Source organism: Candidatus Melainabacteria bacterium (assembly GCA_016193285.1).
Classification (GTDB): domain Bacteria; phylum Cyanobacteriota; class Vampirovibrionia; order 2-02-FULL-35-15; family 2-02-FULL-35-15; genus JACPSL01.
Genome location: JACPSL010000032.1, coordinates 17,103 through 29,831 on the forward strand (window position 1 = coordinate 17,103; position 12,729 = coordinate 29,831).

13 protein-coding genes are annotated in these 12,729 nt (G+C 30.7%); 8 read left to right on the top strand and 5 right to left on the bottom strand.

The window, feature by feature from the left end:
* Position 1: 1 nt before the first annotated feature.
* Positions 2–685, bottom strand: coding sequence for a cell division ATP-binding protein FtsE (gene ftsE, locus HYY52_06910; GenBank protein MBI2996416.1), 684 nt, complete (start codon positions 683–685; stop codon positions 2–4).
* A 74-nt stretch (positions 686–759) separates the two neighbouring features.
* Here ftsE and HYY52_06915 point away from each other — a divergent pair, with 74 nt between their 5' ends.
* Positions 760–1,476 (top strand): hypothetical protein, encoded by a 717-nt coding sequence (locus tag HYY52_06915; GenBank protein ID MBI2996417.1) that lies wholly within the window; start codon positions 760–762, stop codon positions 1,474–1,476.
* Here HYY52_06915 and HYY52_06920 read toward each other — a convergent pair.
* Positions 1,469–1,834, bottom strand: a complete 366-nt coding sequence (locus HYY52_06920; protein ID MBI2996418.1) for a hypothetical protein — start codon at positions 1,832–1,834, stop codon at positions 1,469–1,471. The genes HYY52_06915 and HYY52_06920 overlap by 8 nt on opposite strands.
* A 22-nt stretch (positions 1,835–1,856) precedes the next feature.
* Complete coding sequence (locus HYY52_06925) at positions 1,857–2,483, bottom strand: sigma-70 family RNA polymerase sigma factor (protein ID MBI2996419.1); 627 nt, start codon at positions 2,481–2,483, stop codon at positions 1,857–1,859.
* A gap of 429 nt (positions 2,484–2,912) precedes the next feature.
* Between HYY52_06925 and HYY52_06930 the strand changes: the two genes are divergently transcribed.
* From HYY52_06930 to HYY52_06940, 3 genes are all read left to right on the top strand, one after another.
* Positions 2,913–3,230: an STAS domain-containing protein gene (locus HYY52_06930; protein MBI2996420.1), complete on the top strand. Its 318-nt coding sequence runs from the start codon at positions 2,913–2,915 to the stop codon at positions 3,228–3,230.
* A gap of 6 nt (positions 3,231–3,236) precedes the next feature.
* Entirely contained in the window at positions 3,237–5,666 is a 2,430-nt protein-coding gene (locus tag HYY52_06935) for a GAF domain-containing protein (GenBank protein MBI2996421.1), read from the top strand.
* A 392-nt stretch (positions 5,667–6,058) separates the two neighbouring features.
* The gene (locus HYY52_06940; GenBank protein MBI2996422.1) at positions 6,059–6,313 is read left to right on the top strand and encodes a hypothetical protein; all 255 of its coding nucleotides are present in this window, start codon (positions 6,059–6,061) and stop codon (positions 6,311–6,313) included.
* Here the strand turns inward: HYY52_06940 and HYY52_06945 are convergent.
* Positions 6,310–7,869 carry a hypothetical protein gene (locus tag HYY52_06945; GenBank protein MBI2996423.1) on the bottom strand — a complete coding sequence of 520 codons (1,560 nt, stop codon included), beginning with the start codon at positions 7,867–7,869 and terminating at the stop codon, positions 6,310–6,312. The genes HYY52_06940 and HYY52_06945 overlap by 4 nt on opposite strands.
* 290 nt (positions 7,870–8,159) lie before the next feature.
* Between HYY52_06945 and murD the strand changes: the two genes are divergently transcribed.
* Complete coding sequence (gene murD / locus HYY52_06950) at positions 8,160–9,548, top strand: UDP-N-acetylmuramoyl-L-alanine--D-glutamate ligase (GenBank protein MBI2996424.1); 1,389 nt, start codon at positions 8,160–8,162, stop codon at positions 9,546–9,548.
* Complete coding sequence (locus HYY52_06955) at positions 9,493–10,623, top strand: cell division protein FtsW (GenBank protein MBI2996425.1); 1,131 nt, start codon at positions 9,493–9,495, stop codon at positions 10,621–10,623. The genes murD and HYY52_06955 overlap by 56 nt, the downstream gene beginning before the upstream one ends.
* Positions 10,624–10,635: 12 nt before the next feature.
* Here HYY52_06955 and fabZ read toward each other — a convergent pair whose 3' ends face one another.
* Positions 10,636–11,082: a 3-hydroxyacyl-ACP dehydratase FabZ gene (gene fabZ, locus HYY52_06960; protein MBI2996426.1), complete on the bottom strand. Its 447-nt coding sequence runs from the start codon at positions 11,080–11,082 to the stop codon at positions 10,636–10,638.
* 65 nt (positions 11,083–11,147) lie between these two features.
* Between fabZ and HYY52_06965 the strand changes: the two genes are divergently transcribed.
* Both HYY52_06965 and HYY52_06970 read left to right on the top strand, forming a co-directional pair.
* Positions 11,148–12,089, top strand: a complete 942-nt coding sequence (locus HYY52_06965) for a polyprenyl synthetase family protein (GenBank protein ID MBI2996427.1) — start codon at positions 11,148–11,150, stop codon at positions 12,087–12,089.
* A gap of 1 nt (position 12,090) precedes the next feature.
* Positions 12,091–12,534: a divergent PAP2 family protein gene (locus HYY52_06970; GenBank protein MBI2996428.1), complete on the top strand. Its 444-nt coding sequence runs from the start codon at positions 12,091–12,093 to the stop codon at positions 12,532–12,534.
* The last annotated feature ends 195 nt before the right edge of the window (positions 12,535–12,729 follow it).

Genomic DNA, 12,729 nt, shown 5'->3' on the forward strand with positions numbered 1-12,729 from the left:
GTTAATGAGATGATATATAAGTTCCTGTTTTAACATCGCTTACAATTTTTCCATTATTCAATGTGATTACTCTCTTTCTTAATTGATCTACCATTTGCTGATTATGAGTTGCTACTAAAACAGTTGTTCCTCTAAGATTTATTCTTTCTAAAAGCTGGAAAATTTCCATGGAAGTATTTGGATCTAAATTCCCCGTTGGTTCATCTGCAATTAATAATGAAGGTCCTTGTACAATTGCCCTTGCTATTCCTACTCTTTGCCTTTCTCCACCAGAAAGAGTTTTTGGAAAATCATTTGCTTTATTTGTTAAGCTAACAACTTTTAGGGCACCATGTACTCTTTTAGTTATTTCATTGTGATCCATTCCTATTGCAAATAGCGGATATGCAATATTTTCAAATGAAGTTTTATTCATTAACAATTTAAAATCCTGAAACACAACTCCCATTCTTCTTCTTAATATGGGAGTTTGTTTATTAGGTAATCTTGAAACATCTACATTTGAAACAAAAACCTGACCAGAAGTAGGCTTTTCTTCTCTATACAAAAGCTTCATGATTGTTGATTTACCAGCTCCACTTGGTCCTACAATAAATATCATCTCACCGCTATTAACTTGGAAAGTAACATTATCAAGGGCTTTAAGCTCTCCATATACCTTTGTTACATTAATAAACTGAATCATTTTAATTACCTAATCAATTTAAATTACAATAATGTTAACACGTGGTAGGTTCTAATCTTTAATAAATTCTAGGAATGAAAGATCCAAATCTGGATATACCAATTAATAAAGAAGAAAAAATATTTTTTTATTTAAGAACCTGTCTTTGTATTGTACTAACTTTAATCTGGACATCTTGGGTTGTAAATTTACCAAATAAAACAGCAAACAGCAATCAGCAATCAGCAATCAGCAATCAGCTATCAGCTATCAGCTATCAGAAGCCTAAAGTTGAAACCTTGAAACCTCCAAACCTCGAAACCTTGAAACCTCACAACCTCCCAACTCCAAAACTTCAAAACCTTGAGATTCCAAAACCTAAAGCACTCAGCACTCAGCACTCAGCTCTCAGCTCAAAACTCAAAGCTCCAATACAAGAAGTTGATACAACCAAATTAAGAGAACCAATAAACACTAAAAGCAAAAAAGAGATAAAACTAGAAACAGAGCTTGAAAGCTGGTTGCCAAGATATATTCTGGCAACTAAGGACATTTCTCCCAAGATTGAACAATTAAATAAAAATCTTGACACAATAATTAATCACATTGAAGTAACAGGCCTTCTTAAAAATACAAGTGGTGAAAGCCAAGCAATAATAATAAAAAATAATCTAAACAATAAAATTGAGATATTAAAAAAAGGAGATGAATATAGCGGACTAAAAGTATTAGACATAAATAAAGATGAGGTAATCTTTATTAATCAAAGCCTAAACAAACAATATGCTAAAAAAATTACTTCTATTAAGTAAGAACCAAATTATTAAAAATCACTTTTTTTTTATCCAACAAATCATTGTAGTTGTGTCTGCATTGTTTACAAATCAAAAGATGGTCTGTTACTACTTTATGTTTTAATGAAGGAGTTTCATTTTTAATGTATTCTTCTAGTCCTAACCAATAACGTTCCTCATCAGACAATAACTCACCATTACTACCTACAACTTTTTCAGAAAATATTTCCTTATGAAATAATGATTCAATTTTACCTGAAACATCTTCCCAAAATTCTTGTGAGTCTATAAAATTGTCAACCTTATAGTATTTTTTTAAGAGTTCACCTAGCCCATCATAAGGCTTATCCTTATTCTCTCCATCATTATTTGCCATATTATAAAGAAATTACTTCAAACTAACTATTAACTGCTTTTTGTTCGGATTGCTTTTCTAAATATGGACTTAAAATTTCTTGTAATCTGCCTCTAGCCCTTGCAATTCTGCTTTTTACAGTTCCAAGCTCACATCCAATACTTTCAGCTATCTCCTCATAACTTAAGCCCTGCAATTCTCGCAGGACGATAGCTGTTCTAAACTGTTCCGGTAAACCAGCCATTGCTTTTTTTACTATTTGATCTAATTCTTTTACTAATGATCTCTCGTCAGGCTTTAATGATGGGTCTGGTATTTCCCTTATTAGATCAGATTCACCGTTATCACTTTCAATTGGAGCATCTATTGATATTGTAGGTAATCTTCTTGGACGTCTTCTTAGTTCATCATAAAAAAGATTTACTACAATTTGATTTAACCAGGACTTAAAAGTTTTAGGATTTCTTAAGGAATGAATTCCCCTGTAAACTCTTATAAAAACTTCTTGAGCTAGATCAGAAGTATCTGGCCAATCAGGAGCTAATTGATAAAGCAATGAAGTAACTGATCTTTGATGTTTTTTTACAAGACATTCAATTGCATCTCTATCTCCTGCCTGACAAGCAATTACTAATTCTTCATCATCAAACTGCACATTAATTTTTTTCATAATTTCCTCTAATTATCTTAATTGAATCCAAAAGAACACGTAAGCAGAATGTTATCATCGTTTCATACGTTTAATTTATTTATATAATCCTTGTTTTACAATCCGTTAGAAACCGGCCAACAAAAAGTAAAACCGGCCGAATCGGCCCGAAACTAAAAGCAGTTTTAAAAAATCTGTAAACTAAACGACGAATCCTTGTTTAATAATTGATTAAACTGACATTTAACTTTGCAAAAATTCTTAACAAAATAAATGTAAGAAGAAATAAGAAATATATAAAAACCTGGATTTTTCACGCTTAAAATGAGATTGTAATAAAAAATTAACATTAACATCCTGATTTTAAATCCTATGTTAGACAGTACACGGTTTGTGGAATTAATAATTTAGGGTTTTGTAAAAACGAGCACAAATAATGAAAGGTTATAAATGATGAATTTAGATGTACAAGAAAATGAAGAAAGGTTGTTTGTAAAAATAGGTGGTCAACTTTTATACAGTGAGGCAGATCAATTTAAAGATGAAGTACTACCTAAAATCGGACAACATAGTGTTGTAACAGTAGATTGTAAGGATTTAGATTTTATTGACAGTGCAGGAACTGGTGCAATTGTAAGGCTTTGGAAAGAATGCAGGATGGTTGGTGCAGAATTGGAATTAATAAGGGTAATACCAGAAGTACAAAAATTATTACATATGACAAGATTACATCAATTAGCAACAGTAAAAGGTCTAGATGACATATAACTAACAATGTCAACTGAAGAAAGTAAAACAACACCTTTTGAGTTAAAAAACTTAGAAGACATAAGCTCATCAATAAATGATGTTAGTAAGTTACTTAAACAATTAGAAGACGAAAGAAATGCGGCAGAGCGAAGAGAAAAAGTACTTGCACAAAATCTTAAAGAAAGCAAGCAAATGTCCGCTCACCTACAACAAATTACCCAAGCTTTAGCAAAAGAAAGAAAAGCAGCATTAGAAAAATCTGAAAAAGAAAAATTGCTTTGGAAATTAATTGAGAGAATTAATTCCAGTTTTGATTTAGAGCAGATATTGCAATCTACTGTTGATGAGCTTGGTCATTATTTTAAAATTAACAGGTGTGGAATTATAATTCCAGGTTATAAAACAAATAAAGATCTTGTAAAAGAATTTGCTGTTGGAGAATGGAAAAGACCACAAGAAGTCTGCCAACAAGTAACTCTTTCTGTTTTATATAAAACAGTTACAAAAACTCTAAAGCCGCTAATAATTAACGACACTATCACTCATGAATTAACAGCAGGACACTTAAGTGAAGATTTAAGATCTATTTTAATGGTGCCTTTGCTTCAATACAATGATGAACTTATTGGAGTGGTTTATCTTCATCAATGCAAAAAACAAAGAACATGGACAGAACATGAACTGTCTCTATTACAAGCAGCTGCTGAACCAATAGCTGCTGCTGTTGAGAAATCAAAACTTTTTAGTCGTGCTAAAGCATGGGCGTCTAGAGAAAAACTTTTAAACAAATTAACTGCACGGATAAGAGGAACATTAAATATTAATGTTATTTTAGAAAGAAGCGTTGCTGAACTTGGACAAGCATTACAAGCAAGCAGATGTTTTATAAACATAATTGATCCTAAAACTACTAGAGAAATGATATCTCACGAATACTCAGCAAACAATATACAACACCTTGAAGTAAAAAAAGAAAACCCATTAATAATAAACAAATTATCTGAGAAGGATGCTGATTATATTGCTGTATCAGATATATTCAAAGAACCAAGATTAATTAAACTCAACGAAAAAGAAATAGAACAACTTTATAAAACAGGAGCAAGGGCATTTCTTGCAGTACCAATATCATTTCAAAGAAAATTATTTGGATGGCTTTGCTTTCATCAATGCAACATACCAAGAAATTGGTCAAATGAAGAAATAACTTTTATACAATCTGTAGCAAGTCAGATTGGTGTAGCAATAAATCAGGCAGAATTAGTAGAAAAACTTACTGAGTATCAGACAAAAATCTCCAGGGAACTAAAACAAGCAGCTGGCTTACAGTCAGTATTACTAAGTGCTGGTGCAGATACAAAAAAGAATTTACCAATAACAGTTTCATACCACCCTCATCATAATGTCTCTGGAGATTTTTATTGGGTAACTGAATTAGCACCACATAAGATTGGAATTTTAATTGGCGATGTATCTGGAAAAGGACCAGCAGCAGCACTTTTGACAGGATACATAATTGGTGAAATTAAAGGATTACTAGAAAGCCAGGAAACTTCTTGGAATCCCGTAACATTTTTAACATCACTTAGTAGTTCTATTTACGAACAAAATCAATATTCTGATTTTTATGCAACAGCATGGTATGGCACCTTTGACATTATTGAAGGGAGAGTAGTTTGTTGTAATGCAGGTCACCCATCGCCTTATTTAATGAGTGGTGACTCAGTAAATATTTTAAATGATGATCCTGGTGTACCACTTGGGCTACTATCAGTTAATGACTCTGTAGGTGGTTATGTACAAAAAGAATTTAATTTACTTCCTCTTGACAGAATGGTAATTTTTACTGATGGCTTAAAAGAACAAAGACAATTAGATGGGAAATTTATACCAGAAAATTGGTTAAAAGAAGAACTAAAAAATCATAAAAAATACAAACTTAAAGAGTTACCAGAAGAATTAATAAGAAAATTAAATATTGTAAGTAAAGCAGCACCAGCTGATGATGATAGACTCGTAGTTGCTATAGAAATGCCAGAACCAAATAAAATTGAATTCTATAAAGATAAACAAGAATTAATTAATGATAATGTAAAAATAATATTAGAAGATGTTCTTAAACAAGGATTGCCAAAAACGCTTGAACCAAGTCTGAAGTTAGGATTAGTTGAAGCTCTTTATAATGCAGTAAGGCACGGTTTAGGAAAAGTACCAAAAGACAAAAAAGCTGTGGTTGATTTATCATGGTGGATAAATGAGGGCTCCTTTTCATGCACAATAAGAGATCCAGGTCCTGGATTTGACTGGCAAACATTTGCAAAGAACAAAAGCAAAATTAAAGATGTAGATGTCTTATCAGAAGGTGGAAGAGGTATACCACTTTTATTTGAAATATTTAATAAAGTAATCTGGAATCCAAAAGGAAATGAGATAGGCTTGACGCTAAAGTGGTAGAGTTCGTGATACAAATAGCTACAATGTAACCAAAGGTTACATGAAATATTTAACCTTCTCAATATCTCTTCATAAAAGGTGTTCTGAAATATTAAAAAAATAAAAAGTTTTTGTAACTAAAAATCATCAAGCTAAAAGGAAGGTTGGATAAAACCGGTTTTGGAAACATAGCTTTTGCAATTGAAGAAATTATTGAGGAAAAAACCTAAATCAAAAAATCGAAACTGCTTTTGGAAAAAGTAAAAGCTAATTTTACTAAAACCCGACTACAATTATTTTTAGTATCTCTTTTGATTAAAAAACTATAAAAACCTCAACTTAACTAAATTTTACATAAATTTTGGTTAAGAAACTAATACATTTACTGTATATCGGTTAAGGAGTGAGATTAAATGCTTGGCATGGTTAGAATAAACAATCAAACACTTTCACTTGCTGAGATAAGAAGCAGGAAAGATATACCACCAGTTGATTTATGTATTAGTCAACAGGTTGAAGAGGAAGATGCTGAATGGGAAGCCCAACTTGATCCCAATGCAGAGCCACTTGATTTTGAGAATGATCCTGAATTAAAAAGAATAAGTACCTTAGCATGTTTAGGTGCTGAAGAAGCTGAGAGAGATCGTCTCAGTGATGCTTGGGGTTAGTTTTCTTCATCACTGCACTTTTTCTCATCTAATTTTTTTATTGCTGTTAAGTTTTTGTTAATAAATTGTTCTCCTCTAAGTTGCCTTCTTCTTGGGAAAAAATATAAGCTTAATCCATTTGATATTTCATATAAAATTGATTTTGTTGTTTTCATAAATGGATTGCTATCATCGAATAGTTTTACAAATGGCATAATTATATTCAAGTTGTTTACAAACAAACCTATCATTGAGAGCTTGCATCTCTCATTTGCTATTCTTAGAAGCTCTTGTTTTTGTTCTTCTGTATAATTGTTTGGAAGTTTTAATTTTTCAAAAATCCTTTCACCCTCAATATGCTCTTTAATACTAAATCTTAGACTATAAAGAAGCTGTTGTGTGGCTATTCCTATACTGGCAAGTGAATCTATTTTTCTTCTTACTGAATCATCTATTGTATCTTCAGAAAGTAAAAATGTACTTATTGCTTTAAGTGGTATTCCTACAAGTGATACTGCAAATCCAGTTAATCCTAAAAGTGGTGCTAATGTTTTATTGAGTACTTCTGCTGATTCTTCTACTCTCTTTATGTCTTTTGAAAATAATCCTTTTATTAAATATCTTAATTTTTTTGATACTTTCTCTCCTTCTTTTAATTCAAGCAAAGATTTTACTCTCTCTTTCATAAAATTAACTGTCAATAAATCATCTTTATTTATTTCTTCCAATACTTTCTTACTTGCTTCGTTACCAAGTAAAGCAAAAGGATAGTTTGTAACATATTTCATTAAATGAGTAAGAAGTCTTTGGTCAAAATATCCAACATATTGCCCTCTCCAAAAAAGAGTTGTTGGAAGTGTAATAAGTTGAATTAAAGATTCTTGTTTATCAGAGTCAAGGAAAGAAAGGAAAGGTAAAATAACAGGTTTAATTTTAGTTTCAATTTTACAGGAAAGATCTGCAAGATCACCAGTAACCTCATTACCATAATGTTCTTTCTGATAAAGTTTTACTCCTAAATCATCATCAGGTTGTTTGTAGATGGTATAGAGGTCATGACCACGTTTTCCTAATGCAAAGTTGTGAAGAATATTTATTCCAGTTTTTACTAAAGACGGAACGGAATCAAGATCATTTAAAATGGAAAGAAATATTCCAGTAACAGTAGCAGTAAGAGCAGCATTAGCCCCACTTTCACCATAAGATTTATTTCTTTCTGCCCAATGAACTGCTCCTCTAAAGCGTTTACGTGCTCCTGCAATTTCCCATTTAGCTTCATCTTTGGGTATTCCATTTTTCATTAGGATTTTTGCATAATTTGCTTTACACTTACCAGATTTATCCAAAATAATTCTTTGAGCAAAATCTATTGGAAGTGCATTTGGTCTTTGAGGAAGGATTGTTTGTGGAAGAATTAAATTATCTTCGTTTATAATTTGTTCTGGTTTAAATCTTTGGTATTGCCTTGCTTTAAAATCTCTAAATGTTTTTTCATCTTTTAAATATTTCCTATTTATGTGAACATAAGTTCTACTTCTAGATTGAAGTTCAGAAGTTTTATCTATTGCTGTAGTCATAGTTGCTTAACTTCAGGCAGTATTAAATAATTGCAACTACAATAACACAAAGGGTTCTGTTTTTTAATCAGGCAAATTAGGGAAAGAAGTTAAGGTAAAAGTTTTTAACTTTTTTGAATTAAGCTGAAATAAAGGCAAACATGGTTAAACAACCTTAATTGCAATACAGTAAAAACCTTAGCCACATTTTGTAAAATTAATAGCTTATACAGGAATGAAACAGGGAAACGAAAAATGGGCATCTTTACTAGCTGCTAGCTACTAGTACGCTACATGTTAAATTTATTCCTATGGATACAAATGAACTAAAGGAAAAAACCGTTCTTGTCCTTGGTGCTGGTAAGACAGGAATTGCAACTTCAAGGTTTTTAATTGGTAAGGTAAAAAATATACTTCTAAGTGAATGCAAAGCTAAACTCAATTATTTAAATAACGAAATAAACGACTTAAGTTCACATGGAGTCAAATTCGAGTTCAATAAGAACTCAGATGATTTTTTAAAACAAGCAGACTTGATAATTATTAGTCCTGGAATTAGTCCTCAATCTGAAATTGTAAAAAAAATAAATAACTTAAACAAACCAATTATTTCTGATATAGAACTTGGAAAATATTTTACAAAAAAACCAGTCATTGCAGTTACAGGAACTAACGGTAAAACAACTACTACGTCCCTTATTACACATTTAATTAATAGCTCAGGCAAAAAAGCTGTGTCTTGCGGAAATATTGGAAATCCATTTTTAGAAGTATTAAACAAAGAAGAAGAGAACATTGACTTTTATGTTTTAGAAATCAGCTCATACCAAATTTATTACAGTCCTGATTTATCATGCGAAATTGCAGTTTGTTTAAATATTACTCCTGATCATTTAGACTGGCATGGTAATTTAAATCACTATATAGAAACAAAGAAAAAATTATTTTATGGGCAAAAAAGTAATTCATGGTCTGTATTAAATTACTCTGATCCCGTCATGAAAAGTTTCAGACTCAAAAACAATATATTTTACTTTTCATATAATCTACTAAATCAAAATCAAATTAAAGATCTTCCTTACTTAGCATATTTTGAAAATAATATTTTAAAGTTAAAAGAGAAAAACAATATTTGTGAAATTATTAACAAAAACGAATTGAATATTTTAGGAGGACATAATATAGAGAATTCTCTAGCAAGTATTGCAGTAGCAAAAATTATTAATTTAAGCAACAAGGATATAAAAGACAGTTTAAAAACTTTTAAAGGAGTTGAACACAGACTTGAACACATACGAAATTTAAATGGCAAATCATTTTACAATGACTCAAAAGCAACAAATCCTGAAGCAACAATAAGAGCAATTGAGTCATTTATTGGGAAAAAAATAACTTTAATCCTTGGTGGAAGAGACAAAAAAACAAACCTTTCAAATATGATTGATATTATTAAAAGACATGTCTCTGAAGTTATTTTATTTGGTGAAGCAAAAGAAAGATTTTATAACGAGCTTAATAAAAGTAACTTTAAGCAAGTTAAAATCGTCAACGATTTAAGTGAAGCTATTAGTGCTTCATTATGTTCAGAGTCTGATATTATTTTATTTTCACCTGCATGTTCAAGTTTTGACATGTTTAAAAACTATGAAGAAAGAGGGGAAATCTTTAAAGAACTGGTTTGTAAACTTTCAAGCCACTGATCGTTTTTTAATACAACTTACATTAGCTCTATCAATTATCGGATTAATATTTGCTTTTAGCAGTAGTACTTATGAATCTTACAGACTTACAAACAATTTTTGGACACTAGGGTTTAAACAATTACTTGCATTTTTAATTGGAGTATTTTTTTTATTATTATTTTGGAACACTAACTTCAAATTCTGGTTTAAAGCAACATGGTTTATAGCTGTAATTATGTTAATCCTTATGATAATTACTGTATTTTCTGGGATTGGAAAATTAAGCGGTGGTTCCCAAAGATGGATTGATATTGGTTTTTTCCAACTTCAACCAGCAGAAATTACAAAGTTTGCAGTTATTTTACTAATATCAAAATTCCTAACTAAATACAAATGGCTTGAATTTAAAAAATACTATTATTTAATTTTTAGTTTTGTTTTAATATTAATAATTTTAAAACAGCCTGATCTTGGCTCAGCTACAATTTTATTTTTACTGATCCTGCAATTATTGTTTATTTTTGGATGGCCAATATGGTTATTAGTTCCAGTAGTTTCAATAATCTCTTTAATTGGAACAATAATAATAAATTTAAATCCATATCAACTTGACAGAATTAAGTTTTGGCAAAATCCATATCTTGAACCTCAAGGCAGAGGATACAATTTAATCCAAGCAAAATATGCATTTGGATTTGGTGGCCTTTGGGGGGTTGGTTTAGGAAACTCAATACAAAAACAAGGGCATCTTCCAATACCACATTCAGATTTTATATTTGCAATTATTGCAGAAGAACTTGGATTTATTGGAATAACTGCAATTTTAATTTTATACATTACTTGGATATTATGGTCACTCGTTTTATTAAACAAAGTACAAAATAAATACGGAAGAATATTAGGAACAGCAATAGTATTATTAATTACAACTCAAGCCGTAATAAACATTGCAGTAGCAGTAGGACTATTACCAGTAACAGGAGTAACACTTCCTTTTTTTAGTTGTGGTGGAACTTCACTTATAGTCACACTTGCTATGTGTGGAATACTTTTTAATATTATTTCAAACACACAACAAACCTCACAACCTTGAAACCTTGTAACCTTAGTCCTGCCTGTCCTGTGGTTTAGGTGCTAACGCAAAAAGTACTTCAGCTTCACACACAAGCTGGCTATCAACTTTTGCTTCACCTTTAAACTTTCCAATTACTCCTTTTAGTTTAATAAGCTCAACATATAGTTCTAATTTATCACCAGGAAGAACTTGTTTTTTAAATCTTACGTTATCAATACCTGCAAATAAACCTATCATGTTTTTATATTCTTCTTTAACAAGCATTGCTACACAACCAAGCTGGGCAAGTGCTTCTATAATTAAAACTCCTGGCATAATTGGATTACCTGGAAAATGTCCTTGGAAAAAAGGTTCATTTGTAGTTACATTCTTATATCCATGAGCTTTAATGCCTGGTTCCAAATATGTAATCCTGTCTATAAGTAAAAAAGGATACCTATGTGGAATAATCTCACGAATTCTATTAACATCAATTATTTGTCCTGCAGTAGTTGTCATATGATTTTTGTTATTTTATCATGTTAGCATAGAACATAAAAACCATGATATCAGAAACAAGATTAAACATTGATATTAAAGAATATCTTGATAATAAAAAAAGTTTAATTGACAGTCATTTAAAAAAAACTTTTGATCCTGACTTTTATGTAAAACCTAGTGAACTGTGGAATGCAATAAGATACTCACTCTTAAATGGTGGGAAAAGAATAAGAGGGATTCTTTGCATTGCTACATATGAATCGTTAATAGATTTATGTGGGAATAATCAGCCAAAAAATTTTGAAGATCATATAACCACTGCATGTGCTATAGAGATAATACATGCAATGAGTTTAATTCATGATGATTTACCATGCATGGATAATGATGATCTTAGACGAGGGAAACCTTCATGTCATAAAGCATTTAGTGAATCAACTGCAATACTTGCTGGTGATGCAATGTTAGGTTTAGCAATTCAGCAAATTATAGAAAACACAAAATATATTTCAGGAATTCAAAAATTAAAATTAATTAACTTACTAACAAAATCTTTTAGCTTTGGTCTTGTCCCTGGGCAAATATTAGATTTGTCAGTTACAGGTAAAAGTTGCAATTTAAACTTTTTAAAAGAAATCTCAATGTTAAAAACAGCAGAATTAATTAAAGCGTCAGTAATTTGTGGTGGAATAATTGCAATTAGGAATCAAGATAATGATTTAATCGAAAACTTATCTAGCTATGGTTTAAATTTAGGAATTGCCTTTCAAATTGTAGATGATATTTTAGATGTTACTAGTGACACAAAAACTCTAGGCAAAACGTCAGGTAAAGATGAAAAACAAAAAAAGCCAACTTATCCAGCAATTATTGGAATTGAAAAGTCAAAAGAATTATCTTTTGATCTAATTATGAAAGCAAAATCTTACTTACAAAATACTGACTTAATAAAAAGTCAAATTCTTTTATCCATTGCTGATTACATTACCAGTAGGGTAAATTAAAATGCATTTGACAAACAGTGTAGAAATAATTCTTTCTGCAATTACTGCAAATTTCATAGCTCAACTTTATAAGTTTGTTGTTTATATTTTTATAAACAAACAAGTTAATTTTAAAAGACTATTTCAAACTGGCGGCATGCCATCAAGCCACAGTGCCTTTATGATGGGAATGGCAATTAGCACAGGGCTTTGTACAGGTTTTAATTCAGCTTTTTTTGCAATAGCATTAACAATTGCTCTTTTAGTAATGTACGATGCAGCTGGTCTTAGAAGAGCAGTTGGAAGACAAGCTTTTATATTAAATCAAATTGTTGCTGAAATATTTTCAGAGCATCCACATCTTAGTACTCAAAAGGTAAGAGAATTACTTGGACATACACCAATTGAAGTCTTTATTGGAGCAATACTTGGTGCTACAGTTGCTATGTGGGTACATTTGATATAAATAATTTACTTAATTTATAACTAAACTTTCAACTTTTGCCCCATCACTAGCAACATTTACGCAAGTTTAAAACTTAACAATTAATTTTTTTCGTAGAATGCAGAATTGGGATCAAATAAAGCATTTTAGGTCTGAAAAATAGATTTTTCTGTAGGCCATTTGAAATAACCATATTGAGGAATTACTGGAAAATAA